This is a genomic window from Nocardia inohanensis NBRC 100128 (assembly GCF_001612945.1).
In the GTDB taxonomy this organism is placed as follows: domain Bacteria; phylum Actinomycetota; class Actinomycetes; order Mycobacteriales; family Mycobacteriaceae; genus Nocardia; species Nocardia inohanensis.
Map to the genome: position 1 here is coordinate 20,248 of NZ_BDBK01000023.1, position 25,266 is coordinate 45,513.

Below are 25,266 nucleotides of genomic sequence, written 5' to 3' on the forward strand. Positions count from 1 at the left end.
GTTCATGTCCTTCCGCGTGCGTTGAACAGGCCCTGGTTGAGGCGGGTCAGCACGGACCGCGGGAGCAGTCCGGTGACCGCGGCGATCGTTTTGTACTGCAAGCCGGGCACACTGATCACCCGGTTCTTCTCGAGATCCTGCAATGAACCGTTCACCACTTCGTCCACGCCCAGCCACAGCGGCCGCGGCAGCTTGGCCGTCGCGAGGCCGGCTCGCTCGTGGAATTCGGTGTGCACGAGTCCGGGGCAGAGCGCCTGCACCCGGACTCCGGTTCCGGCCAGCCCGCCTGCCAGCCCTTCCGAGAAGGATACGACGTACGCCTTGGAGGCCGAGTAGGTCGATCCCCTGCCCGCGACGAGCCCGGCCATGCTGGCCACATTCACGATGGTGCCGTTGGCGGCGTGCAGCATGGGCGGCAGGGCCGCATGGGTGAGCCGCAGCACGGCGGTGACATTGACATCCAGTTGAGACTGTAGGAGTTCCGGCGTCAGGTTCCAAAATTCGCCCGAAGTACCGAAACCGGCATTGTTGACCAGAAATTCGACACCCGCGGCGAGTCGGGCGGCGACCCGCTCCCGATCCGCTTCCTTCGACAGATCCGCGGGCAGGACCTCCGCCCGCGCCCCGTATCTGGTCTCGACCTCGTGCGCCAAGGCCGCCAATCGTTGCTCGTCCCGGGCCACCAGCACCAGGTCGTAGCCGAGCGAGGCGAGCCGCGAGGCGTATCCCAAGCCGATGCCCGAGGTGGGTCCGGTGACCAAGGCCACCGGACGATGCGCGCCGGGCAGGCGGGAAACGGGAGAGCTCTCGATCATCGACAACCCATCACTCGGAAACTACGGGCACGGTCGCCGATGACCGAGACTGCGCAACCATTCTGGTGCTTCGCGCGCACCGCCGAGGTGAATCCACGCGCACCGGCGGAAAAACTCGATGCCGGGGCGCGTGTCACCGTCCCGTCACCGGGGCGTGGGTCCTTGGTACGGGCGGAAACCAGGATGGAACGGGCCACCCGGCGGGGCGCTGCGGCCCTGATCCTTGCGCCAGCCCTCCTCGGGCTCGCGGTCGTCGTCCTCGGGTTCCTCGTCGCGCCACTCGGCGCGTTCGTCACGCCATTCGTCCTCGTCACGCGGGCGGGCGGGCCGATCGCGGTCGTCGTCGTCCTCGAACTCCTCCTCGTCCTCGGGGGCGGGAGGCCAGTTGCGGCGCGGGCGGTTTCGCGGATCGGGCACGACTTTCAGTGCGGGACGCCAGGATTCGGGCTCCTCGGCATCCTCGCCGGCGATGTCGTTGACCAGCGGGCCGTACTCGTCGTCGGCGTCCTCGGGTTCGGGTCCGCGGGCCGGACGCTTGCGCTCGTCACCGAGGTCGCCGAATTCGTCGTGACCGTCGTAGTCCTCGTCGTCGGCGAGCGATACCGGACGGCCGGGTTCGGGCAATTCGTCGCGACCGCGGTCGACGGCGTTCACCGGCGGCAGCACGTGCAGCAGGCCGGAGAGCCGCAGCACCGCGTCGACGGCCATCTCCCAGTCCTTGGCGACCGCGCCGACCGGCAGCATGCCGAGCGTCCAATTGCCTTCGGACCACAGCTGTTGCACGGTGTCGGGCAGCGATTCGATGAACGCCACCATGCGCTGATCCACCGCGTGCCGGGCGATGTCGGGGTTGGTGGCGAACACCACCCGATCGCCGATGGCGCCCAGCAGCTCCAGATCGTGGTCCTTGGGCGGGGCCGCGGTCTTGAGCCGGAGGTCGATATCGATATCCGAACCGATCTGCCGGCGCACCGCGACCAGGGTGGCGGCGTCCTCCAGATCGAACAGGACGAACTTCTCGCCCTTGCGGTTTCCGGAGACCACGTCCACGGCGGAGAGGTAGCCCAGTTTGGCGAGCGCGCCGCGCCGCCAGGTGGAGGCGAGCGCGGGCTCCACCGAAACGTAGGTGTAGCCCTGGGATTTCGCCCAGACCTGCCGGACGTGCCCGGGGCGCTGCCGTTGCAGCCGATCGAAATAGAGCAGCACGATCGCACCCACCAGCGCGATCGCCGCCAACCCGAACCATATTGCCGTCATCGCCGCCTACCCTATCCAGCCGAGGGTCCGATTGCCCGCTGCGCCAGCCTTTTCGCTCACCGCGTCCCACCGGGCAGCGAAGTACTGATGATGATCTTGGCTTGAATCGAACCATCAGTGTTCTTGTCGCCCTGCACCATCACCATCTCACCCACCGGAAGATCGGCCACCTTCGTGCTGCCGAGCGAGATCACCTGGGTCTTGTCATCGGTTTTCACGGTCACCGTAGTGCCCGACAGCGAGGTGACGGTGAGCGTCTTGCCGTCATTGCTCGCGATGGTGCCCATGTTCGCACCCAGATTGTCGATATCGCCGAGGCCCGGGATCTGTGGAATGCCGCTGGGCAGCGGTATCGAGGAGGTCCCGCCGCTGCCGGGTTTGGTCGACACGATGATCAGCGGATTGTTCGAGGTGGTGCTGCCCGAGGCGGCGGTGTCCGGCGAATCCTTGTCGGCCAGCAGGCTTCCCACCAGCACACCCACGACGGCGACCAGCGCGATCGCACCGAGACCGAGGCCGATCCACAGACCCGTTCTCTTCTTCGGCGGCTGCGGCGGCGGGCCGGGCGGCTGCGGTGGATATTGCAGCGGCCCGCCGTACCCCGGCGTCGCGGACCCGTAGGCCGCGGTGGGCGGGTACTCGGTGCCGTTCTCGTACGCACCCCAGCCGGAGTCGTGCGCCGGAAAGACCTGCGTCGCATTCGGTCCGGGCGGCTGTCCGAAGTACTCGGTCGGCGCGCCCGCCTGATAGTTGACGGTCTCCGCCGATCCGTACGCCTCGCCGGGCGACGAGGTGTAGCCGGGCCCCGGCCCATTACCCACCTTCTCGGTAGGCCCATCCGCCGGATCGGCAGCGGGCCGCCGCGACCAGGGATCGCTCGGATCAGTCATGGCCTCCAGGGTATGCGGAAGCACACCGCTCGGCCGCGAACTCGACCGCACGGCACGCTTCACATGCGGATGCCCCGCCCGAGTCGTGCTCGGGCGGGGCATCCGCGATCCGATTACCGGCCGACGATCAGCGCGTCCCCGGCGGGGCTCACATTGACCTTGACCATGTCACCGTCCTGCACCTCACCGGCGAGGAGTTCCTTGGCCAGGGTGTCGCCGATGGCCTGCTGGATCAACCGGCGCAGCGGCCGCGCCCCGTAGGCCGGGTCGTATCCGCGCACGGCCAGCCAGAATCGGGCCGAATCGGAGACGTCCAGCTTCAGGCGGCGCTGGGACAGCCGCTTCTGCAACTGGTCCAGCTGGATGTCGACGATGTGCTCCAGCTGCTCCTCGTCGAGGGCGTGGAACATGACCACGTCGTCGAGGCGGTTCAGGAATTCCGGCTTGAACGCGGAGCGCACCGCGGCCATGACGTAATCCTTGTCGCCGCCCGCACCCAGATTGGAGGTCAGGATGAGGATGGTGTTGCGGAAGTCCACGGCGCGGCCCTGACTGTCGGTCAGGCGGCCTTCGTCGAGGACCTGGAGCAGGATGTCGAAGACGTCCGGGTGGGCCTTCTCGATCTCGTCGAAGAGCACCACGGTGTAGGGCCGCCGGCGCACCGCTTCGGTGAGCTGGCCGCCCTGGTCGTAGCCGACGTAGCCGGGGGGCGCGCCGACCAGCCGTGCGACGGAGTGCTTTTCGCTGTACTCGGACATGTCGATGCGCACCATGGCGCGCTCGTCGTCGAAGAGGAAGTCCGCCAACGCCTTCGCGAGCTCGGTCTTACCGACACCGGTGGGACCGACGAACATGAAGGAACCGGTCGGGCGGTTGGGGTCGGCGACCCCGGCCCGGGCGCGGCGCACGGCATCCGAAACCGCTTGCACGGCTTCCTTCTGCCCGACCACTCGGTGACCCAGTTCCTCCTCCATGCGGAGCAGTTTCTGGGTCTCGCCCTCCATCATCTTGCCCACGGGCACACCGGTCCAGGCCGACACCACCTCGGCGATATCGTCCGGTCCGACCTCCTCCTTGAGCATGACGTCGCCGTCGGAAGCGGTCTTGGCTTTCGCCTCGGCCTCGGCAAGCTCCTTCTCCAGCTTGGGGATTCGCCCGTACCGGAGTTCGGCGGCCTTGCCCAGATCGCCGTCGCGCTCGGCGCGCTCGGACTCGCCCTTGAGCGCCTCGAACTGCTCCTTGAGCCCGCGCACCGAATCGATGGCCTGCTTCTCGTTCTGCCAGCGGGTCATCAACTGGTTGAGCTTCTCGCGGTCGTCGGCGAGCTCGGAGCGTAGCTTCTCCAGCCGCGCCTTGGAGGCTTCGTCGGTCTCCTTGGCCAGGGCCATCTCCTCGATCTCGAGGCGGCGCACCGCCCGCTCCACCTGGTCGATTTCGACCGGGCGGGAATCGATCTCCATGCGCAGCCGCGAGGCCGACTCGTCCACCAGGTCGATGGCCTTGTCCGGCAGGAACCGCGAGGTGATGTAGCGATCGGACAGGGTCGCGGCGGCCACCAGCGCGGAGTCGGTGATGCGCACGCCGTGGTGCACCTCGTACCGCTCCTTGAGCCCGCGCAGGATGCCGACGGTGTCCTCCACCGACGGCTCGCCGACCAGCACCTGCTGGAAGCGGCGCTCCAGCGCCGGATCCTTCTCGATGTGCTTGCGGTACTCGTCCAGGGTGGTCGCGCCGACCAGGCGCAGCTCACCGCGGGCCAGCAGGGGCTTGATCATATTGCCCGCGTCCATGGCGGATTCACCGGTCGCGCCCGCACCCACGATGGTGTGCAGCTCGTCGATGAAGGTGATGATCTGTCCCGCACTGTCTTTGATCTCCTCGAGCACGGCCTTGAGCCGCTCCTCGAACTCACCGCGATACTTCGCACCGGCGACCATCGCGCCCAGATCGAGCGAGACCAGCTTCTTGCCGCGCAGGGACTCCGGCACGTCACCGGCGATGATGCGCTGCGCCAGCCCCTCCACGATGGCGGTCTTGCCCACGCCGGGTTCGCCGATCAGCACCGGGTTGTTCTTGGTGCGCCGGCTCAAAACCTGTACCACGCGCCGGATTTCGGTATCGCGGCCGATGACCGGGTCGAGCTTGCCGTCGCGCGCGGCGGCGGTCAGGTCGGTGGAGTACTTCTCCAGCGCCTGATACTGGCCCTCGGGATCGGCGGAGGTGACGCGGGTATTGCCGCGCACCGTGGTGAAGGCGTCGCGCAGGGCGTCGGCGGTCGCGCCGTACTTCAGCAGCAGCTGCGACACGTCCGAATCGCCCTTGGCAAGGCCGACCATCATGTGCTCGGTGGAGACGTACTCGTCGCCCATCTCGGTGGCGAGGCGCTGCGCGGCGGTGACCGCGGCGAGGGCTTCCCGGCCGAGATTGGGGGTGGCGGTCTGGCCGCTGGCACTGGGCAGGCGGTCGACGATGTCCTGGGCCTCGCGTCGCACGGTCGCCGGATCGGTGCCGACGGCCTTGAGCAAGGGGGCGGCGATGCCATCGGTCTGATCCAGCAACGCCACCAGCAAGTGCGCCGGACGGATCTCCGGATTGCCCGCGGCGGAGGCCGCTTGCAGGGCGGCGGTCAGCGCCGCCTGGGTCTTGGTGGTGGGATTGAACGAGTCCACGTGCACCTTCCTACTAGTCGTTTACTCATGCAACGCGATGAGAGTTGAGTCTGTTCCGCTCAAGTCTGACTAGTTTCGGGCCGTCCCGCCAGGGTCCTTGGTCCCCGGACAACGTTACGCGCCGCGTTAGGATGGCACCGTTCGTTGACGCATCACATTCAGCTCGTCCGTACCGGTAACCCGAACGAATGGAGCAGGCCCATGCGCGCGATCGTGGTACAGGACTTCGGCGGCCGGCCGCAACCCGAGGACATGCCGAAACCCGAGGCCGGGGCGGGGCAGATCCAGATCGCCCTGGAAGCGGCCGGCGTGAATCCGTTCGACAAACGACTGATCGACGGGTTCCTGGACGGCAAAGTGCCCTACGACTTCCCGATGATTCCCGGGGTGGACGGGGCCGGGACGGTCTCGGCGATCGGGGACGGGGTGACCTCCTTCCAGCCCGGCGATCGGGTGGTAGGCAAATTCCTGATCCCGCCGATCGGGCACGGCACCTGGGCCGAATACATCGTGGTGCCGGAGGGATCCACCATCGCGGCGGTGCCGGACGCGGTGAGTTCGATTCAGGCCGCGGCGCTTCCGACGGCCGCCATCACCGCACTGGATCTGGTTGACGCGGCGGGTATCACCGCAGGCCAGTCCGTGCTGATCATCGGCGCGGCGGGCGGGGTCGGATCATTCCTGGTGCAGCTGGCCACGACGGCGGGCGGCAATGTCATAGCCACCGCCCGGCCCGACGACACCGACCGGATGATCCGGCTGGGCGCGGCCGAGGTCGTCAACTACGGCGTGCGGGTGCCCGCATCGGACGCGCCGGAGCCCGCCCGCTACGAGGCGAGCATCACCGATCAGGTGCGAGCCACCCATCCCGGCGGCGTCGACGTGCTCTTCGATCTGGTCGGCGATGCCGAGCAATTGCGCGAGCTGACCCTGCTGGTGCGCGCGGGCGGCGCCCTCTACTCGACCGTATGGGCGGCCGACGAGACGCTGCTGAAGTCGCGCCACATCTCCGGTGGTAACTTCGAATCCAGCGGTGGCGCACCACAATTGGCGCGACTGCTGGACCTCGCGGCGAAGGGCGAACTGGTCATCCCCATCGACGCCACCCCGCCCCTGGCCGACGCCGGGAAAGTCGTCGGCGCCGCCGGCGCCCGCGGCAAAACCGTACTGGTTGTCTGAACCCCGGGTTACGCAAATCGATCGGCGTCGGCTATATCCGTGCGACCACCGTTTTTTCAGGGATACTGAACGCGGAGGACCGCCGGAAACCTGGTGTGTCCCGGTTGAGCAGCACAGGAAGGAAAGTTCGTCGTCGTGGATGCGCGTACGGCAGCGCTGGTCCGCGCAAACTTCCGGACAGTCGTCGAGGTCCCCCATGGTCCCGAACGACTGATCAGCGCGTTCTACGGCCATTTGTTCGCGGAGATTCCGGCCCTGCGGGAGCTTTTCCCCTCGGCCATGGATATGCAGCCCAAACGGCTGGTCACCGCGATCCAGTTCGTCCTGGACAATCTGGAGAACTGGGACCGAGCGCAACGATTCCTGGAACAACTCGCGCGCGACCATCGCAAATACGGGGTGGAGGCCGCGCATTACGACATCGCGGGGCGGGCGCTGCTGGCGGCGTTCCGCAGCTATAACGGGGCCGCGAACTGGCATCGCGGGCTGGAAGAGGGCTGGCGGGACATCACCATCCTGATTTCGGCGTCGATGGCCATCGGCGCGAATTCCGACAAATCGCAACCCTTCTGGGAGGCGACCGTGGTCGGGCACCGGCGGGTGGTGGACGATCTGGCCATCGTGCGCCTGCAATCCGATACGCCGATTCCGTATCTGGCGGGGCAGTACGTGCCGATCGCGATTCCGCAGCGGCCCAAGATGTGGCGCTACCTGTCCCCCGCGATTCCGACCAACCCGTACGGCGAGATCGAATTCCATGTGCGCAAGGTGCGGACCGGCTGGGTGAGCCCGGCCATCGTGAACGAGACACAGGTCGGCGACCGGTGGATGATCGCGGCGCCGCTGGGCGGGCTGCACGTGGATCTGAGCAGCCGCCGCGATGTGCTGATGATCGGCTCCGGGACCGGGATCGCCCCGCTGCGCGCGCAGTTGATCGAGATGGGGCGGCGCGGGATCAATCCGCGGGTGCACCTGTTCGTCGGCGGGCGCTACCCGTGTGACCTCTACGATGTCGAAAACCTCTGGCAGCTCTCGCAATCCAACCCGTGGCTGACCGTGGTGCCGGTGTGCGAGAACGAGACCAATCCCTGGTGGCATCCCTATCCGCCCGCGGATACGCCCTTCGGCATGCACCGGCGGTTGATCGGTAATCTCGGAGCGGTGGTGGCCAGTTTCGGCGGGTGGACGGATCGGCAGATCCAGATCGCCGGGTCGGCCCGCATGATCGCCGACACCAAGCGCGCGCTCATGTCGGTCGGCACGCCCGAATCGATCATCCAGTGCGATCCCGTATGAGACTGCTCCACTCGTCATTCCGGCGTGCTTTTGGCCGGAATCCACACGCCAGCCGGGGTGTGGATCCCGGCTGAGAGCATGCCGGGATGACGGGCAAGCTTTGAAATGATCAGGAGGACACGGTGGCCCTGGGCCCGGACCAGACCGGCGCGCTCGCGCTCGGCGAGCAGACCGAGTGGACCTCGACGGTGGTCGGCGCGCACCGGCTGCGTGACGATCTGACCGTGGTGCGGTTGATCGGCGAGTTCGTGCCGTTCGCGGCCGGGCAGTCGGTGGAGGTGCGCACCCCGCAGCATCCGAATATGGTGCGGCGCTTGTACCCCGCGCTGCCGCCGTCGATGGACGGGAAGCTGGAGTTCCATATCCGGACGGTGCCGGGTGGCTGGTGCAGCGGATCGCTGGTCTCGGATACCCGCGCCGGGGACGAGTGGCGGATCAGCGCGCCGACCGGCTGGCTGGCCGTCGATCCGTACGCACCGGAGATCGTCATGATCGCGGACGGCGTAGGTCTCGCGCCGTTGCGCGCACTGCTGCTGGACCATTCGCGGCGCGAGAACCCGCAGCGGGTAACCCTTTTCGTAGGCGCGCGCTATCCGAGGGACCTGTACGCCTCGGACATGCTGTACCTGCTGGCGAACGAACTGCCCTGGCTGACAGTGGTTCCCGTCGTCCAGGACGAGTACGACCCGCCGCGCATGGACAACTGGTACGAACAGTGCCGGGTCGATATCGGTTTCAGCCCCGAGGAGATGCTGCCGGGCGAACTCGCCGATGTGGTGGGCCGGTTCGGGCCGCTGGATCAGCACCAGGTGCTGGTCTGCGGCGGTTCGGCGGCCGTGCACTCCACCGTCGAACGGCTCATCGCCTCCGGGACTGCCCCGGAAGCCATTCGCTACGAAGGGTTCTGAGTTCTAGAACAGGGGATCGTGGCGGATGTTCTTGGTGGGGGTGCCTGCGGCCATCAGGCGGAATTTGGTGGTCTGCACCATGGAGGGTGAGCCGACGATCTGCACGTCGCGGTCTTCCCAATTGCCGTAGCTCGCAACGATTTTGCCGATCTGCCCGACCTGCCGCGGTTGCAGGCAGGACAGGTCGGGCAGATCGGTGGCGGCGTCGGCCTGCCACCACGGGTTCTCATCGCTCTCGGTGACCGGGGTGACCGTCAGCCATTTGTTGGCCTGGGCGATCTGGTCGAGCACCTCGAGATCGTAGAGATCGCACGGGTAGTGGCCGCCGACGAAGAGGTCGACCTTGGGGTTGGAGCGGCGCATGGTCATCGCCATGAGCTGGGCACGCAGCGGCGCGATGCCGGTGCCGCAGCCGATCATGAGCATTTTGCGGCGGGTATTGCGAGGCACGCCGAGCCCGCCGAGCGGCGACCCGATGAGCCATTGTTCACCGACGCGGGTGTGCCCGACCATGGCCGGACTCACCCAGCCGCCGGTGACGCCACGGATGTGGAATTCGATCTCACCCGAGGGGTTGGCCGGGATGGCCGGTGAGAGGTAGCGCCACATGCGCGGACGCGAGGGGATCTGCACGCTCATGTACTGGCCGGCCGCGTACTGCATGGGCTGGTCCAGTTGCAGCCGCACGACGGCGAGATTGCGCAGTACTTCCCGATGTTCGATGACGGTGCCGGTCCAGACCGGCGGGGTGCTCTCCTGCTCGGCGGCATTGATCATGGTGTCGGCGATGATGCCGATACCCTCGTCCCAGGCCCGCCCGACCTCTTCGGTCCACATCTCGGTGCCGGCGTACGCCTCCAGCGCCGCCTTGAGTGATTTGCCCACGGCCGCATAGTGTTCGGCCACCACGCCGTACTTGCGATGGTCGCGCCCGAGCTGGGCCAGGAAGGGCAGTAGCTTGTTCGGCTCCTCGAGCCGGTCCACCACGTACGCGATGGCCTTCACCAGCCGGTCGCGCTGGGCGTCCAGCGCGGCGGGGAAGAAGTCGCGAACCTGTGGGAAGTCGGTGAAGAGGATGGCGTAGAACGATCGGGCGAGTTTCTCGGGGCCACCGTCCTCCGCAGCAACCGCCTTGAACGTCGTTCTAATCAATGCGACGGTCCGCGAATCCATTTGTGTCACAACCCCATTTCGCACTCGAACACAAGCAAGACCGGCGAGTGCAGTGCTGCGGGACACTCGACAGCAGCCGTTGCTCAGCAAGTGTAGGCGAGGTTAGCCAGCAACGGAACGGGACGTTTCAATAACACGCCCTTTAATCCTCGAAAACCTGAACTTTGCGGGTATTCAGAGCAGAAAACAGACTGTTCACCTGCAACACGCCGCGCGACACGGGGTTTCACTCAACGTATCGGGAAGATTCATTTTGCAAGGCTCGAGTACACAGCGACCGAACCGCAACCTCGACGGGTTGCGAATTCCATTGCGGCATACCGACAGAACTCGCAATTCCCCCATTGCATTAACCTACCGGTCCGTTTGTATTTCGCAGCCATAAAGATTCGCGAATTCCACGGAAAAACACCGCGAACCAGCATATTTCACGCAAACCACCGCGCGGGTCGCTCCCGCCCGCGAACGACGAAGGCGGCGACCCGGATTCGGATCGCCGCCTCCAATGCGGTCGTACTACTGCGACTTCCGCCGGTTCCGGGGCTGCCAGACCACGAGCGCGGTACTGCGGGCCGGCGGGGACAGATCCGGCCGGTAACCCGACCGCAGCCGGTCCACCTCCGAACTCAACTCCGCCACCCGCTGCTGGAGCTCCTCGACCTGGTTGGTGAGTTCGATGATCCGTTTGATGCCGGCCAGATTGACGCCCTCGTCCTGGGACAGGCGCTGCACCTCGCGGAGCAGCTCCACATCCCGGTCCGAGTAACGGCGGCCGCCACCCGAAGTGCGTTGCGGCGACACCAGACCCAGTCGGTCATAGGTGCGCAGCGTCTGGGCGTGCATGCCCGCCAGCTGTGCCGCCACCGAGATCAGGAAATACTGCGCCTCGCTGCTCTTCTTCGGATCGGAATTCATCACGCACCTGCCCATCCCGCGCGCGGATCGAAACCACTGGTCTTCTCTGCCTCCGTATAGCGCCGGAGCGCCTCGATGGCATTGTCGTCCAGCTTCTGCGGGACCGCGACCTTCACCGTGACGAGCAGATCGCCCGCGCCGCCGTCGCCGCGCTTGGGCACACCCCGGCCGCGGACCCGCAGGGTGCGGCCGTCGGCGGTGCCCGGGGGCACCTTGACGCCGACGCGACCGTCCAGGGTCGGCACGGAAACCGTTGTGCCCAGCACGAGTTCGGCGTAGGTGACCGGCAGCACCAGGGTCAGGTCGTCGCCGTTGCGGCCGAAGACCTTGTCCTGGCTGACGTGCACGGTGACGTACAGGTCACCGGGCGGTGCGCCGCGCAGGCCCGCTTCGCCCTGTCCCGCCAGGCGAATCCGCTGCCCGTCGCGCACCCCCGGCGGGATACGGACGGTAATGGTGCGGGTCCGGTTCTGGATTCCGGAGCCCCGGCAATCCGGGCACGGGTCGTCGATGATGGAGCCGGTGCCCCGGCAGTCCTCGCACGGCTCGCTGAATCCGAACGCACCCTGATTGCGGCTGACCACGCCGGAACCATTGCAGTGCGGGCAGACTCGCGGACTGGTCCCCGGCTTGGCGCCGCTGCCGTGGCAGGTGGTGCAGGCCGCGGGACTGGTCATGCGCAGCGGCACGGTCACGCCCTGGGCGGCCTCGCGGAAGCCCAGCGTCGTCTCCGTCTCCACATCGCTGCCGCGGCGGGGCCGCGACGAGGTGCGGGTGCCGCCCCGGTTGAACAGGCCGCCCAGGATGTCGCCGAGTCCACCGTCGCCGGCGGCCGGACCGCCCTGGCCGAAGATGTCCCCGATATTGAAATCGCCGGAGAACCCGCCCGGCTGGCCGTAGCCCGCCCCGGGATTGAAGCCGCCGCGGCCGAAACCACCGCCCGCGAACAGCTTTCGTGCTTCGTCGTACTCCTTGCGCTTCTCCGGATCCGACAGCACGGCATTCGCCTCGCTGACGGCCTTGAACCGCTCCTCGGCCTTGTTGTCACCCGGGTTCTTGTCCGGGTGCAGGTCACGAGCGAGTCTGCGGTAGGCCTTCTTGATCTCGTCCTGGGTGGCGCCGGAGGAAACACCCAGATCCTTGTAGAAGTCCTTCTCCAGCCACTCCCGATTCACCAGGCATCTCCTCCTTTCTCTGTCGTCCGCGCCGGTAGCGCGAGTGGGTTGTTAATCAGTGCCAGCGGCATCGGTGCCAGCGTTCGTCGTATTCGACTGCGCCGCAGCCGAATCCGCCACACCGTCGGTAACGCCGACGAGCGCGTGACGCAGTACGCGATCGCCGAAGCGGTAGCCCTTGCGCATCACCATGCCGATCACCGGGTGCGCGCCGTCGCCCTCGTGCTGCACGGCCTCGTGCAGGGTCGGATCGAAAGAGTCACCCTCCGAACCGAACTCCTCGAGACCCTGCTTCTGCAAGGCGGTGACCAGCTTGTCCGCGACCGACTTGAGCGGTCCGGTCTCCAGGTCACCGTGGGCGCGGGCGCGATCGAGATCGTCCAGCACGGCCAGCAATTCGCCGACCACCTGCGCCTTGGCATTGTCGATGGTGGCCTTGCGGTCCCGTTCGACACGGCGGCGGTAGTTGGCGTACTCGGCCGTCAATCGCTGTAGATCGGCGGTGCGCTCGGCCAATTCGGCGCTGATGGCGTCGGCGAGGGCGTCCTCGCCGAACTCCGGAGTCCCCTCGGGCCCGAGGGCCGCGGCGGAGTCCTCCACCGCGGCCTCGAAAACCTCACCCGTTGCCGCGAAGCGGCCGTCGAACTCCGCCGGATCGGCGTTGTGTTCCGGGTTCTGGTTCGTCACTTCTTCTCAGGCTCCTCGACGACCTCGGCATCGACAACGGTGTCATCGGCGTCGGGCGCGGCCTGGCCGTTGCCCTGCGCCGCCTGCTCGGCACCGGCGGCCTCGTAGATGGCCTGGCCCAGCGCCTGCGACTCGGTCGCCAGCTTCTCCACCGCGGTCTTGATGGCGGCGGTGTCGGTGCCCTTGAGCGCCTCGTTCGCCTCGGCGATGGCCGCTTCGACCTTCTCCTTGACGTCGGCCGGGACCTTGTCCTCGTTGTCCTTGATGAACTTCTCGGTCTGGTGCACCAGCGACTCGGCCTGGTTGCGGGTCTCGGCCTCCTCGCGGCGGGCCTTGTCCTCGGCGGCGTGCGCCTCGGCGTCCTTCACCATGCGGTCGATCTCCTCCTTGGACAGGCCGGAGCCGTCCTGGATCTTGATCGACTTCTCCTGGTTGGTGCCCTTGTCCTTCGCGGTCACGTGCACGATGCCGTTGGCGTCGATGTCGAAGGTGACCTCGATCTGCGGCACGCCACGCGGGGCCGGCGGGATGCCGGTCAGCTCGAAGGAGCCCAGCAGCTTGTTGTGCGAAGCGATTTCGCGCTCACCCTGGAAGACCTGGATCTGCACGGACGGCTGGTTGTCGTCGGCCGTGGTGAAGGTCTCCGACCGCTTGGTCGGAATGGTGGTGTTGCGCTCGATCAGCTTGGTCATCACGCCGCCCTTGGTCTCGATGCCCAGCGACAGCGGGGTGACATCGAGCAGCAGAACGTCCTTGACCTCGCCCTTGAGCACGCCGGCCTGGAGCGCCGCGCCGATGGCGACGACCTCGTCCGGGTTCACGCCCTTGTTCGGCTCACGGCCGCCGGTCAGTTCCTTGACCAGGTCGGAGACGGCGGGCATACGGGTCGAACCACCGACGAGCACCACGTGATCGATCTCGCCGACGCTGATACCGGCGTCCTTGATGACCGACTGGAAGGGCTTGCGGGTGCGGTCCAGCAGATCGGAGGTGATCTTCTGGAACTCGGCGCGGGTCAGCTGCTCGTCGAGGAAGAGCGGGTTCTTGTCCGCGTCGACCGTGATGTAGGGCAGGTTGATCGAGGTCGACTGCGAGGACGACAGTTCGATCTTGGCCTTCTCGGCAGCCTCACGCAGGCGCTGCATGGCCATCTTGTCCTTGGTCAGGTCGATGCCGGCGCTGCCCTTGAACTTGTCGACCAGCCAGGACACGATGCGCTCGTCCCAGTCGTCGCCACCGAGGTGGTTGTCACCGGAGGTCGCGCGGACCTCGACGACGCCCTCGCCGATCTCCAGCAGGGACACGTCGAAGGTGCCGCCGCCGAGGTCGAAGACCAGGATGGTCTGTTCCTTGTCGCCCTTGTCCAGGCCGTACGCCAGCGCGGCCGCGGTGGGCTCGTTGACGATGCGCAGCACGTTGAGGCCCGCGATCTGGCCGGCTTCCTTGGTCGCCTGGCGCTGCGCGTCCTCGAAGTAGGCGGGGACGGTGATGACCGCGTCGGTGATCTCCTCACCGAGGTACGCCTCGGCGTCGCGCTTCAGCTTCATCAGCGTGCGCGCGGAGATCTCCTGCGGGGTGTACTTCTTGCCGTCGATCTCGACCGACCAGTCCTCGCCCATGTGGCGCTTGACGGACCGGATGGTGCGGTCGACATTGGTGACGGCCTGGTTCTTGGCGGGCTGCCCGACGAGCACCTCACCGTTCTTCGCGAACGCGACGATCGACGGAGTGGTCCGCGATCCTTCCGAGTTGGCGACGACGACCGGCTCTCCACCCTCGAGGATGGCGATAACCGAGTTCGTGGTCCCGAGGTCGATACCGACCGCACGAGCCATTGTGTTCCTCCTAGTAGTACGTACCTGCGTTTCATGCGCTGGACCTCGCCTGAGCACTCACGGCGCATGGTCCACAGCAACACTGAGCGTGGTCGGCTCAATCCTGCACCCGGAAGCTCTCCGGCGCAACTTGAACTTGAGTCCGAGCCACTCAACCTTGTCGATCAGCTGCAACGATAGGCGCACGTCGAGGTATTCCCGGGCGCCGAAAAAATCTTTCCGGGGGCGTGCCGGGGTCATTGTGTGCACACCGCTCGGTCTGCAACCAGGGTTCGCACCCCAATCGTGATCGGGGTGCGCTCAGGTTCGGAGATCAGCTCTTGGCGGGGTACACCGTCAGCGGCTCGCCCGAAAGGGTGACCGTGAAGTATCCGGAACGGTCGTCCTTGCCCGCGTACACGCTGACTATCGGATCCTTGTCCGCCTTGTGCTCGATGCTCAGATACTTGGCCCGGCCGCCGGGGACGTGCACCGTCTCGGCGGCGCCCGCGAGCAGGCGAGCCAGCTTCGGCAGGTCGAGCTTCGACAGATCCACCGGCTCGGCGCCGGTCGAGCGCGCAGTGTCTCCGTAGGAACTGAATCCGCCCTTGTCATAGCGGTATCGGTCGTCGCGCTGGGCATTTCCGCCGCGGCGATTCACCAGCACGTACTCGGGGTAGAAGGTCACCTCTTCGACGACGCTGTCACCGAAATGCTCCTGATAGGCGGCGATGAAGCTCGCCACGCCGCGACCGGTGGTGGCATCGGGAATCTGCGGGCGCAGGGGGTCGGAATTGGAGATGCAGCCGCCCATCGCGCCGGTAATCATCGCGACCGCGAGCGCTGCCGCTCCGATCTTCCAGCGCCGCAGGTCGTTTCGGCGTTGCGGGCGCAGCAGCGGGCTGTTCACCAGGTTCCGGGGGATCTGGAGATCGCCGACGAGGGCGTCGAGATCGCCGAAGGTGCGGGCGTCCATGGCGGCGGCGGTGCGTTCGGCGTGCTCGGCAGCGGTCAATTCGCCGGTGTCCCGGGCATTGTCGAGCAGCGCGCAGGCATCCACGCGATCGCTGTCGCGGACCCGCAGACCTTGGTTCCTGATGTCGGCCATATCGGGTCCTATCCCTTGAACGGCGAAGCTTGCAGGATCGCGCCCGCCGGGGACGCCTCCAGATAGCCGGTCTCGCTGGCCGAATTGCTCACGTAGATACTGACGGCAGGTTGGACGGTGCTGGTGCGCCCCATCCACACCGAGTCCACCTCGAAGCTGATATGGCTGATGGCGCCGTCCGGCACGCGCAAGGTAGTGGGCGCGTCGGTGATCAACCGGCCCAGCGCGGCGATATCGACGGTGGCCAGATCGAATGTCGGGGTATCGGTTTTCCGGGTGGTGAGGCTGGAATCGGTCTGGAACCCACCGCGATAGTCGTAGCGCGCCTGGCGATTCGGCTGCCCGGGCACGGGGCGGGTCACGATCGCGTAGCCCTGGTACAGGTTCAGCTCATCGACGACGGTGTCACCGAATTTGGCACGATACTGCTCGATGAAGAGCGAGATGCCCGCTGCCGTATAGAGATCCGGCAGAGGAATCACCAGCGGCTGTACCGGCCCGGCCTCGGCGACGGCCGGCCCCGAGGGTGCGTCGTTCGAGCGATGCACCGCCGCGAACCCGCCCGCGAAGGCCAGCGCGCACGCGGCGAGCAGTGCGGCGGCCACGAGCGGACCGCGATACGACCGCGGCGGCCGAGCGGCAGCGGGCGCGTCCACCGGTCGTTGCAGATCGTCGGTGAGCTCGTTCAGGTCCCCCAGAGTCCTTGCCTCCGAAGCGAGTTCGACGAGGGCCCGATGATCGCCCTCGGTCAGCTGCCCATCGGCCAGCGCCGCGTCGAGCAGCGCGGTGGCCGCCGCCCGATCGGTATCGCGCGCGCGAGTCCCCCGCGGATAACCGGCCCGCACCTTCTTGCCCTGCGGAGCCGCGATCGGGTCCGGGTGCTTGCCCGGTTGCAGGTCCGCGACCAGCCGCGCCAGCTCCCCCACCGTCCGCGCCGCCTGCGCCCGCTCCGACCGCTGGTGATACTCGTCGTTCCCCAGCTGTCCTTCTTCATAGGCGGCATCGAGCCGGGCACGCGTATTCACGCGATCGATATCCCGGGCCCGCATCCGCCCGGCCGCCGCCGTCGACTCCGGCGTTCCGGACGTTCTCCCACTCACACCCCGGATCGTAGATCGCCGCGCCCGCTCGCGCGCACCAGTCGATGGAACCGATATTCGCAGGTCACCCGGTACCGCGAGCCGAGCCCGCAACCCACCATTACGACAATCTGCTCGCCGGCCGTCCCTGGCCGTACCAGTTCTCGCAGGTCCACGCGAATCGCGAAGGCGGCCCCCTGACTGTACGGCGCCTTTTACCAAGTCCCTAGCGGCGGACACGCCACGTCCGAAATGCCGGGTATTTCCGGAGTGGCCTAGCAAGATCGGCAGCGTCTGCTTCGCGGGTTTCCCAGGTGAGGAGGCACGGTGCAAGCTCGGTTCGGAATCTCCATCCCACCCGTCGCGGCAGCGCTGCCCGACGTCCTCGACATGGCCCGGGCCGCCGAGGACGAGGGCCTGGACCTGGTCGCCATCCAGGATCACCCGTACAACGCGGAGTTCGCCGATGCCTTCGCCGTCATCGGCGCCTGCCTGGCCGCGACCAGCCATATCAGCGTCTTTCCCGGCGTCGCGAACGTACCGCTGCGCACCCCGGGCATGCTCGGCAAGCAGGCCGCCACCTTCGACCTGCTCAGCAACGGGCGCTTCGAACTCGGCATCGGGTCGGGCGCTTTCGAGAGCGGCGTGATCGCCATGGGCGGTCCGGCGCGCAAGGGGCGGGCGGCGCTGCTGGCGCTGGCCGAGGCGATCGAGATCATTCGCGCGGAATGGCGTACGGGACAACTGGTTTCGGTCCGGGGCACCGAGTACACGGTGCAGGGCATCGAAGGCGGTCCCGCGCCCGCGCACCGGATCGGCATCTGGCTGGGTGCGATGGGCCCACACGCCCTGGATCTGATCGGTTCGGCCGCCGACGGCTGGGTCGCGCCGCTGCCCAACTGGATGCCGTGGGAGGAGTGGCGGCCCGCCAACCTGCGCATCGACGCCGCGGCCCGCGCCGTGGGCCGCGATCCGCGCTCGATCGCCCGCTTGGCGGCGCTACCGGGCGCGATCAGCGATCGTTCACTGTTCCCGCATCCGACCGGTTCGGATCCGATCCACGGCTCACCCGACGAATGGGCCACCATCATCGAAGGATTGGCCCGCAACGTCGGTTTCGACACCTTCATCTATTGGCCGCCCGGCTTCGATGTCGACCAGGTGCAGCGCTTCGCCCGCTACGTGGTGCCGGCGGCGCGAGCCCGCCTGCGCGAGAGCTAGTCCAGCAGCGGGAAGCGGCCCGACCCCAGCAGCCCGGTGATCGCGGCCATTTTCGCTTGCGGGGCAGCGTAATCCGGGTGCGCGCCGATCACCGCGGCCGCGTCGTGCAGCTTGGCCATCTGCAATTCCGCCTGCTCCACGCTGCGACCGCCCGGCGCGACCGGGTGGGCGGCGAAGGCGGGGCGGCGCGGGTCGATACGACCCAGCTCCAGGGCTTTGCCCACCCGGCGCGAACAGCTACAGAACGCCTCCGGATTCGCCACACCGCAGGTCTCGGTAAGGAAGTTCCCGAGCCGCTTCTTGGCGCGTTCCACCCGCTTCCGATAAGCGACGGCAGTGGTGCCGGAAACGTAAGCCCCTTCGGCGGAGCTCAATTCGAAGACGTCGGAGAGCACGAACGCCACCCGCTCCTCCCGCGCCAGGCATTGCAGCATGGCCTGGCTACAGTTCAACCGCACTTCGTGAGTGAGCAGCGTCGATTCCGGCCCCCGGTAATCCTCTTCCGCCAGCCCGTCTTTCAACCCTTCGCCGAACGAGTCGAGGCTGACCTGCTGCGCCTCCTGCGGCGTCTTCCGCTTCAAATTCAGCAGATAGTTCACCCCGATCCGATACGCCCAGGTGAGCAGCTTCGCCTCGCCCCGCCAGGTATCCAGCTTGCCGACCACCCGCAGCAGGATCTCCTGGCCGGCGTCCTCGGCATCGGCGGGCCGCCACACCATGCGCAAGGCCAGCCGGTAGATCGGATCCTGAAGCTGCCGGACGATCTCCCCGACCGCGGTCCGATCCCCCGCGACGGCCCGGGCGACCAACTCCCGCTCGGCGGCGTCGGGCCCCGTCCCGGCAACCGGCTCGGAGTCTGCGTTCGGCGATGACATATCCGGCCCCTCGTCCTCGAAAAGGGATCGCGGGGCGAGTGGCCCGCCCCGCGATCAGCCCTGCCACGGCGACTCCGACATTACCGGCCCGACAGCAGCGCGTGCCGCTGGATCCACTCCGCGACAGCCTTGCCGATGGCGTCGGGCTGGTCTTCCGGGCAATGGTGTCCGGCGGGGCCGATATCGCCGATTTCGACGGCGGCGAAGGTCTTTTCGGCCCAATCCATCATCTCGGGGGAGCCGAGGCCGACACCGTGTTCGACGGCCAGCACCAGCTTCGGCACCTCGGGGCTCTCGGCCATCCAGCGGCCGTAGTTCTCGATGAGTTCGACCACGTCGGCGGGTTCGCCGCCGAGGGGGAATTCACGCGGCCACACCAGCATCGGCTTGCGGGATTCCGGGGTGGGGTAGGGCTTGCGGTACTCCTCGAGGGCTTCGAGGGAGAGGGTGCGGGTGGAGGCGGGGAGGTTGAATTCGATGAACATATTCTTCTCGAGGACCATCTCCTCGCCTTCGGGAGAGCGGAAGCGGCGGAAGAGTTCCGCGCCGGTGGGCGGCATTTCGCTCCAGGCCAGTGGCCGCAGGAAGGTCTCCATGACGGCGATGCCGCGCACCCGGCCGGGATGCCTTGCCGCCCAGTGCATACCGAGCGCGCCGCCCCAGTCGTGGCCGACGATGATCACCTGATCCAGGTCGAGCGCGTCGAACCAGGCGTCCAGGTAGCGGGCGTGATCGACGAAGCGGTAGTCGCTGTCCGGCTTGCCGGAGGCCCCCATACCGATGAGATCCGGTGCCAGCGCGCGGGTTTCGCCGCTCGTGTGCGGGATGACATTGCGCCAGATGTAGGAGGAGGTGGGGTTGCCGTGCAGGAACACCACCGGGATGTCGCCGCTGCCGGTGTCGGTGTAGTTGATGAACGAGTCGAGCACATCGATGGTGGCCATGGTTTCGGTCCTTCCGGGTGAGTTGCCTTCACCTGGTTGGACACGGGATCCGGGCGGCTGTGACCGCTCGCGTCAGTGACCTGCGTCATACTCTCCGGACGCAGTAGTCAGCCCGGGGTGAATGCCCGGCGTGAGCCCGTTGGCGACCGAGATGCGTTGCAGCATTTCGGTGAGCGCGACCCGCTCGTCCGGCGCCAGCGCGGTGAGCAGTTCGGCATCGAGGCCGGAGGCGATGGCCGAGGTCCGATGCAGCAGTTCGCGGGCGGCGGGCAGCAGGTGCACGGCGTGGGCGCGCCGATCACCGGGATGCCGGCGGCGCTCCACCAGCCCGCGCTTCTCCAAGTCGTCGACCAGCCCGACCATCACATTGCGGTGGATGCCCAGCGCCTCGCAGAGCTGCTGCTGCGACAGTCCGTCGTTGGCTTCGAGAATGCGCAGCATGCCGTGCTGCGGCGGCCGGACGCCGAGCGGTCCGAGCAGTTCGCCGAACCGGGTCGCGGAGTGAGATCCCAACTGCCCCAACAGGAATGCGGGGCTGCGAAAGAGCGCGGGGTACTGCGGATCGACGTCGGCCACCCGGCCAGCTTACAGCAACGCATTAATTGTGATTGCCATCTTGATTGATAATCACTTCAGGTGCATAGTTTGAGGAGTCTCACTCGCCCCCGACTCGAAGAGAGCTCGTCGTGGACACCGAAACCCCACCCCTGGACCCCCGCCGCTGGATCGCCTTCGCAGTCGTACTGGCCGCGGGCTTCATGGATCTGCTCGACGTCACCATCGTCAATGTCGCGGTCCCCAGCATTCAGAACGACCTGCACGCCCGGTATTCGCAGATCGAATGGATCATCGCCGCCTACGTGCTGTCCTTCGCCGCCGTCCTCATCACCGGCGGCCGCCTGGGCGACATCTACGGCCGCAAACGCCTGTTCCTGCTCGGCATGGCCGGCTTCACCCTCGCCTCCGCGGCCTGCGGGATCGCCTCGGATCCGGCGCTGCTCATCGGATCACGCTTCGTGCAGGGCGCGATGGCCGGGCTGATGGTGCCGCAGATCCTCGCCATCATTCGCGTCACGTTCCCGAAGCACGAGCGCGCCAAGGCAATTGCCATCTACTCCGGGGTCGGCGGTTCCGCGTCCGCGGTCGGGCTGTCGCTGGGCGGGTTGCTGGTGCAGTGGGATCTGTTCGGGCTGGGCTGGCGGCCGATCTTCTTGGTCAATATTCCGGTCGGCATCGCCGCCCTGATCGCGGCCTCGATCGTGATGCGCGATTCCCGGTCCACCCACCCGCCGAAGCTGGACATCGCGGGCATGGTGCTGGCCGTCTCCGGCGTGCTGCTGCTCATCTATCCGCTCAATGAGGGCCGCCGATCGGATTGGCCCGCATGGACTTTCGTCATGATCGCGGCGGCGCTCACGGTCTTCGGTGCCTTCATCGCCTACGAGCGGCGGCGAGCGCGCACCGTCGGCTCCCCGCTGATCGACCTGGAGTTGTTCCGGTCCAAGCCGTTCACCGTCGGCCTGGCCTCCTGGCTGCTGTTCTGGATCGCGTTCGGCGGCTTCTTCCTGATCTGGACCCTGTTCATGCAGGCCGGACTGGGCTGGTCGCCCATGCGCGCCGGACTCACCTCGGTGTTCTTCGCGGTCGGCGCGGGCATCGGAGCCGGGGTGTCGGTGAGCGCGCTGGCGCCCAAGTTCGGCAAATGGGTGCTGATGATCGGCGCGCTGATCACCGCGGGCGGTTTCGGGCTGTACGGCTGGATGGCCGATCACTACGAATCCGAGTTCGCCTCTTGGCAGATGGTATTGCCGCTCATCGTGACCGGCGTCGGCTTCGGCATCGTGGTCGCGCCGACCATCGACATGCTGCTCGGGCAGATTCCGGATCGGGAAGCGGGCGCGGCCTCCGGCCTGCTCAATACCGGGCAGCAGCTGGGGATGGCGCTCGGCGTCGCCCTGGTCGGAATCCTCTTCTTCACCCAGCTGGACCAGGATTCGGCGCGCGGGGTGGACGCGGTGACGGCGCAGACCCGCGCCGAACTCGCCGCGACCGGGCTGCCCGCCGCGGTGCAGGACGAGATCCTCACCGGCTTCCGGGCCTGTGTACAGGATCGCTCCGCCGAGGTCGATCCGTCGGCGGTGCCGGCCAGCTGCCGGATGACCGGCGGTGATCCGGCCGTCGCCGAAACCCTTTCGCGCGCCGGGAAGGACGCGAACGCGGTCAACTTCGCGCACACCTTCGACGACACGCTGTGGTGGGGGATCGGGTTGATGGCGCTGGTGTGCGGCGGATTCCTGCTGCTGCCCGGCAATGTGCGGCTGGAACAGCACGAGAGTGAGATCAGCGCGGACGATCTCGTCGACGCCTGAGGCCACGACGACCCGCGGAATCGGTGAAACACCGGCTCCGTGGGTCGTTTTCCGGTGTGCGGGCGCGACGCGGGGAAGAATCCAGGATGGTCACCGTCTTGTGAGGAGTCAGTCATGCGCGCCGCGGTAGTCAGCAAAGGGGAATTCCGGATCGAGGAGCTGCCCACACCCGTCCCGGGCGCCGGTCAGCTGCTGGTGAACGTATTACGTTGCGGCATCTGCGGTTCCGACCTGCACGCCCGGGTGCACTGCGACGAGCTCGCCGAGCTGGCCGCCGCCACCGGGTACCGGCACTTCATGCGGTCGGAACAGAGCGTGGTGATGGGGCACGAATTCGTCGGCGAGGTAGTGGATTACGGGCCGAAGACGCGCAAGCGGTGGAAGCCGGGAACGCGCGTGGTCGCCCTTCCCATCCTCCGGCAGGGCCGGGAACCGCACCTGACCGGGCTGTCGGCGGCCGCACCCGGCGGGTATGCCGAACAGGTGCTGGTGCAGGAGCCGATGACTTTCGAAGTCCCCAACGGGCTCTCGTCCGAACACGCCGCGCTCACCGAACCGATGGCGGTGGCCTGGCACGCGGTGCGCAAGGGGCGGGTGGACAAGGGCCGCACCGCCTTCGTGATCGGTTGCGGGCCGATCGGTCTCGCCGTGATCAGCATGTTGAAGGCGGCGGGCGTGCGCACGGTCGTGGCCAGCGATTTCTCCCCGCGCCGCCGCGAACTGGCCGCGCGCTGCGGCGCCGATCACGTGGTCGACCCCGCCGTCGATTCACCCTGGGAGGCAGCGCCGCGCAAGGCCCGCATCACCGGCGCGGCCGACGTGCTCAACCTCGGCTTCGACGCCATGGAACGCCTGCGGCGCATACCGGGGCTGCCGTGGTGGTATCTGTTCCGCGCCGCGCACACCCTCGACCAGGGTCCGGCGGGGCCCGCCATCTTCGAATGTGTCGGCGTGCCGGGCATTCTCGATCAGATCCTGACCGCCGCGCCGCCGATGTCCCGGGTGATCGTGGTCGGCGTCTGCATGCAGGCCGACACCGTTCATCCGGCAGTGGCGATCAACAAGGAGATCGAGCTGCGCTTCGTGCTCGGCTACGACCCGGGCGAATTCCGCGACACCCTGCACATGATCGCCGACGGCAAGGTCGATCCGTCGCCGCTGCTCACCGGCACGGTCGGGCTGGACGGGATCGATTCCGCGTTCAGCGCCCTGGCCAGCCCGGACCGGCACGCGAAGGTGCTGGTGGATCCGGCCAGCGGCGTCACCGGCCTCTAGGTGCGGCTCACCCGGGTGAAGGGGGTCGTCGGCGGTTCGTGCAGAACCTCCAGCAGACCCTCGGCGCTGCGGGCGGCGGTGAGGCAGGCGTTGACGGTGAATTGATCCGCGAGGGGGTGGCGGGCGCGGGCACGCCATTTGTTGACCGCGGCCAGCGCCTCCTCGCGCTGGGTGGCGAGGTCGGTGTGCGCGGACAGGCCCAGGCGCAGGTGCGGGGCCACACCGCTGCCGCCGATGAGCCGGTGCAGTTCGGCGAGATCGGTTGCGGGCAGCGGCAATTCCTCGGCGCGCAGGTGACCGAGCAGGCGTAGTTCGGCGAACCCGTGCACATCGGCGAGCAGCGTCTTCACCCTGGGCAGCATGGCGTCCGCCGGGGTGCCGGGGTTGGCGAGCAGGATCCGCGCCAAGGCGGTGAGCGCCGAATGCGCCTTCAATTCCTCGGCCCGCTGCGCGAACTGCACATCCAGGACGGTTCGCAGTTCCGTCAGGCCGCTGCGCTGCCCGAGTTCGGCTGCCAGAGCGGCGGAATCGCGCACGCCCAGCCGAATCAGGGTGATGGCCAGGCGAATTCCGAACATGCCGAAGCGTTCCGCCAGCTGCGTACGCAATTCCACCGGGACCGGGAGCGGCAGGTCCGCGCGCGCGAACCGGTCCGCGGACAGCAGGGCCACCGCGAGCTCCTCGGCCGGGACCGTGGCGAGCGCCTCGAACGCGCCGAATTCCCGCTGCCGCAGGGTGGCCGCCGCGAAGGCCAGCAATCCCGCCACCGGAATCACCGACTGGCACAACCCGGTTCGCTCCAATTCGCCCGCGAAGCGCGAGGCCACCTCCCGCGCCGAATGCAAGGCGTCGATGCGCCCGGCGCCGATCTCGTCGGCCCGCGACACCACGCCGATCACCCCGAGCGGGGCGTCCTGGCCGCCGCCGACGGTGATGCGCTCCAGGAAGTCGACATCCTCGGCGTCGAGGCGGCGCAGCAGATAGATGACGGCGTCGGCGCTGGGTAGCGCGCTGGCTTCGCCGGGGGCCAGCAGGCGGGAGGTGCGGACCGAGACATCGCGGGACAGGGAGGAGATGCCCGGGGTGTCGATGATGGTGGTACGCGTCAATTCGGCTGACGGCCACTCCACTTCGAGGTGGTCGACCTCGCGTGGGGCGGCGGCGTTCCAGCGCAGGGCCGACAGGTCGAAGGTGAGGCCGTGCACCGCACCCGTGCCCTCGGTGCCGCGACCGCGCCGCACCACCACGTCGGCGCGAGCGCCATCGGCGGAGAACGCGGTCACCCGGGGCGAAGCGCCATCGCGATACCAGGTCACCAGACGGGTGCACTCGGTCGCGTCGGTGGGTGCGATGTCCTGGCCGACCAGGGCGTTCAACAGCGTCGACTTGCCCGCCTTGAGCTGTCCCGCCAAAGCCACCCGCAACGGCTCGTCCAGCCTGCGGGCGCATTCGTCCAGCTGCGCACGCACCCGAGGACGATCGCCCAGCGACCGTCGCGCCGCCGCCACCAGACCCCGGGTCTCCGGGACCAGCCCGTACCCGGCACCCGCGTCACCGCTCATCTGCTCCCGATTCCCGCGCACACCTCACCTCCACGCATCGCATGGCATTCGCGCG

21 protein-coding genes are annotated in these 25,266 nt (G+C 67.6%); 6 read left to right on the forward strand and 15 right to left on the reverse strand.

All coding sequences use genetic code 11. The features are described 5' to 3' along the window. Window positions 1-2: 2 nt before the first annotated feature. From NI1_RS36655 to clpB, 4 genes are all read right to left on the reverse strand, one after another. Window positions 3-815, reverse strand: a complete 813-nt coding sequence (locus NI1_RS36655) for an SDR family NAD(P)-dependent oxidoreductase (protein WP_067830999.1) — start codon at window positions 813-815, stop codon at window positions 3-5. A 144-nt stretch (window positions 816-959) separates the two neighbouring features. Next, entirely contained in the window at window positions 960-2,072 is a 1,113-nt protein-coding gene (locus NI1_RS36660) for a TtfA family protein (RefSeq protein WP_067831002.1), read from the reverse strand. A 56-nt stretch (window positions 2,073-2,128) separates the two neighbouring features. Next, the gene (locus NI1_RS36665) at window positions 2,129-2,962 is read right to left on the reverse strand and encodes a DUF5666 domain-containing protein (RefSeq protein ID WP_067831078.1); all 834 of its coding nucleotides are present in this window, start codon (window positions 2,960-2,962) and stop codon (window positions 2,129-2,131) included. A 113-nt stretch (window positions 2,963-3,075) separates the two neighbouring features. Beyond that, window positions 3,076-5,631 carry an ATP-dependent chaperone ClpB gene (clpB, locus tag NI1_RS36670; RefSeq protein WP_067831080.1) on the reverse strand — a complete coding sequence of 852 codons (2,556 nt, stop codon included), beginning with the start codon at window positions 5,629-5,631 and terminating at the stop codon, window positions 3,076-3,078. A gap of 201 nt (window positions 5,632-5,832) precedes the next feature. Between clpB and NI1_RS36675 the strand changes: the two genes are divergently transcribed. The 3 genes from NI1_RS36675 to NI1_RS36685 all read left to right on the forward strand — a co-directional run bounded on the left by NI1_RS36675 (window position 5,833) and on the right by NI1_RS36685 (window position 9,014). Then, window positions 5,833-6,810, forward strand: coding sequence for an NADP-dependent oxidoreductase (locus NI1_RS36675; protein WP_067831005.1), 978 nt, complete (start codon window positions 5,833-5,835; stop codon window positions 6,808-6,810). Window positions 6,811-6,945: 135 nt separating this feature from the next. After that, complete coding sequence (locus NI1_RS36680) at window positions 6,946-8,106, forward strand: FAD-binding oxidoreductase (RefSeq protein ID WP_067831008.1); 1,161 nt, start codon at window positions 6,946-6,948, stop codon at window positions 8,104-8,106. 122 nt (window positions 8,107-8,228) lie between these two features. Beyond that, window positions 8,229-9,014: an FAD-binding oxidoreductase gene (locus tag NI1_RS36685; protein ID WP_084524264.1), complete on the forward strand. Its 786-nt coding sequence runs from the start codon at window positions 8,229-8,231 to the stop codon at window positions 9,012-9,014. 3 nt (window positions 9,015-9,017) lie between these two features. Here the strand turns inward: NI1_RS36685 and NI1_RS36690 are convergent, their stop codons facing one another. The 7 genes from NI1_RS36690 to NI1_RS36725 all read right to left on the reverse strand — a co-directional run bounded on the left by NI1_RS36690 (window position 9,018) and on the right by NI1_RS36725 (window position 16,986). Further along, window positions 9,018-10,187, reverse strand: a complete 1,170-nt coding sequence (locus NI1_RS36690; RefSeq protein WP_067831012.1) for a globin domain-containing protein — start codon at window positions 10,185-10,187, stop codon at window positions 9,018-9,020. Between the two features lie 516 nt (window positions 10,188-10,703). Continuing rightward, the gene (locus NI1_RS36695; RefSeq protein WP_067831015.1) at window positions 10,704-11,102 is read right to left on the reverse strand and encodes a heat shock protein transcriptional repressor HspR; all 399 of its coding nucleotides are present in this window, start codon (window positions 11,100-11,102) and stop codon (window positions 10,704-10,706) included. After that, a complete protein-coding gene (gene dnaJ, locus NI1_RS36700; protein WP_067831017.1) occupies window positions 11,102-12,280 on the reverse strand; it encodes a molecular chaperone DnaJ in 1,179 nt (392 codons plus the stop codon). The genes NI1_RS36695 and dnaJ overlap by 1 nt, the downstream gene beginning before the upstream one ends. 48 nt (window positions 12,281-12,328) lie before the next feature. Then, window positions 12,329-12,964, reverse strand: a complete 636-nt coding sequence (gene grpE / locus NI1_RS36705) for a nucleotide exchange factor GrpE (RefSeq protein ID WP_084524266.1) — start codon at window positions 12,962-12,964, stop codon at window positions 12,329-12,331. Next, entirely contained in the window at window positions 12,961-14,799 is a 1,839-nt protein-coding gene (gene dnaK, locus NI1_RS36710) for a molecular chaperone DnaK (protein WP_067831020.1), read from the reverse strand. The genes grpE and dnaK overlap by 4 nt, the downstream gene beginning before the upstream one ends. 313 nt (window positions 14,800-15,112) lie before the next feature. After that, window positions 15,113-15,886, reverse strand: a complete 774-nt coding sequence (locus NI1_RS36720) for a DUF1707 SHOCT-like domain-containing protein (RefSeq protein WP_067831024.1) — start codon at window positions 15,884-15,886, stop codon at window positions 15,113-15,115. An 8-nt stretch (window positions 15,887-15,894) separates the two neighbouring features. Then, window positions 15,895-16,986 carry a DUF1707 SHOCT-like domain-containing protein gene (locus NI1_RS36725; RefSeq protein WP_157535542.1) on the reverse strand — a complete coding sequence of 364 codons (1,092 nt, stop codon included), beginning with the start codon at window positions 16,984-16,986 and terminating at the stop codon, window positions 15,895-15,897. A 306-nt stretch (window positions 16,987-17,292) separates the two neighbouring features. Here NI1_RS36725 and NI1_RS36730 point away from each other — a divergent pair, with 306 nt between their 5' ends. Continuing rightward, window positions 17,293-18,186 carry an LLM class flavin-dependent oxidoreductase gene (locus tag NI1_RS36730; RefSeq protein WP_067831026.1) on the forward strand — a complete coding sequence of 298 codons (894 nt, stop codon included), beginning with the start codon at window positions 17,293-17,295 and terminating at the stop codon, window positions 18,184-18,186. Here the strand turns inward: NI1_RS36730 and NI1_RS36735 are convergent. From NI1_RS36735 to NI1_RS36745, 3 genes are all read right to left on the reverse strand, one after another. Then, window positions 18,183-19,061: an RNA polymerase sigma factor gene (locus tag NI1_RS36735; RefSeq protein ID WP_067831029.1), complete on the reverse strand. Its 879-nt coding sequence runs from the start codon at window positions 19,059-19,061 to the stop codon at window positions 18,183-18,185. The genes NI1_RS36730 and NI1_RS36735 overlap by 4 nt on opposite strands. An 80-nt stretch (window positions 19,062-19,141) precedes the next feature. Continuing rightward, window positions 19,142-20,005 (reverse strand): haloalkane dehalogenase, encoded by an 864-nt coding sequence (locus tag NI1_RS36740; protein ID WP_067831032.1) that lies wholly within the window; start codon window positions 20,003-20,005, stop codon window positions 19,142-19,144. A 72-nt stretch (window positions 20,006-20,077) separates the two neighbouring features. Then, window positions 20,078-20,581 (reverse strand): MarR family winged helix-turn-helix transcriptional regulator, encoded by a 504-nt coding sequence (locus NI1_RS36745; protein WP_067831035.1) that lies wholly within the window; start codon window positions 20,579-20,581, stop codon window positions 20,078-20,080. 110 nt (window positions 20,582-20,691) lie between these two features. Between NI1_RS36745 and NI1_RS36750 the strand changes: the two genes are divergently transcribed. Both NI1_RS36750 and NI1_RS36755 read left to right on the forward strand, forming a co-directional pair. Continuing rightward, complete coding sequence (locus NI1_RS36750) at window positions 20,692-22,374, forward strand: MFS transporter (protein WP_067831038.1); 1,683 nt, start codon at window positions 20,692-20,694, stop codon at window positions 22,372-22,374. 114 nt (window positions 22,375-22,488) lie between these two features. After that, window positions 22,489-23,649 (forward strand): zinc-binding dehydrogenase, encoded by a 1,161-nt coding sequence (locus tag NI1_RS36755; RefSeq protein ID WP_067831040.1) that lies wholly within the window; start codon window positions 22,489-22,491, stop codon window positions 23,647-23,649. Here the strand turns inward: NI1_RS36755 and NI1_RS36760 are convergent. Continuing rightward, window positions 23,646-25,211: a dynamin family protein gene (locus tag NI1_RS36760; RefSeq protein WP_067831043.1), complete on the reverse strand. Its 1,566-nt coding sequence runs from the start codon at window positions 25,209-25,211 to the stop codon at window positions 23,646-23,648. The genes NI1_RS36755 and NI1_RS36760 overlap by 4 nt on opposite strands. Window positions 25,212-25,266 lie beyond the last annotated feature (55 nt).

Excerpts from the sequence above, each read along its gene's own strand:
- dnaK (WP_067831020.1), bottom strand. The coding sequence starts at position 14,799 with ATGGCTCGTGCGGTCGGTATCGACCTCGGGACCACGAACTCGGTTATC.
- NI1_RS36695 (WP_067831015.1), bottom strand. The coding sequence starts at position 11,102 with ATGAATTCCGATCCGAAGAAGAGCAGCGAGGCGCAGTATTTCCTGATC.
- NI1_RS36690 (WP_067831012.1), bottom strand. The coding sequence starts at position 10,187 with ATGGATTCGCGGACCGTCGCATTGATTAGAACGACGTTCAAGGCGGTT.
- NI1_RS36760 (WP_067831043.1), bottom strand. The coding sequence starts at position 25,211 with ATGAGCGGTGACGCGGGTGCCGGGTACGGGCTGGTCCCGGAGACCCGG.
- NI1_RS36720 (WP_067831024.1), bottom strand. The coding sequence starts at position 15,886 with ATGGCCGACATCAGGAACCAAGGTCTGCGGGTCCGCGACAGCGATCGC.
- NI1_RS36675 (WP_067831005.1), top strand. The coding sequence starts at position 5,833 with ATGCGCGCGATCGTGGTACAGGACTTCGGCGGCCGGCCGCAACCCGAG.
- NI1_RS36735 (WP_067831029.1), bottom strand. The coding sequence starts at position 19,061 with ATGTCATCGCCGAACGCAGACTCCGAGCCGGTTGCCGGGACGGGGCCC.
- NI1_RS36655 (WP_067830999.1), bottom strand. The coding sequence starts at position 815 with ATGATCGAGAGCTCTCCCGTTTCCCGCCTGCCCGGCGCGCATCGTCCG.
- NI1_RS36755 (WP_067831040.1), top strand. The coding sequence starts at position 22,489 with ATGCGCGCCGCGGTAGTCAGCAAAGGGGAATTCCGGATCGAGGAGCTG.
- NI1_RS36660 (WP_067831002.1), bottom strand. The coding sequence starts at position 2,072 with ATGACGGCAATATGGTTCGGGTTGGCGGCGATCGCGCTGGTGGGTGCG.
- NI1_RS36740 (WP_067831032.1), bottom strand. The coding sequence starts at position 20,005 with ATGGCCACCATCGATGTGCTCGACTCGTTCATCAACTACACCGACACC.
- NI1_RS36665 (WP_067831078.1), bottom strand. The coding sequence starts at position 2,962 with ATGACTGATCCGAGCGATCCCTGGTCGCGGCGGCCCGCTGCCGATCCG.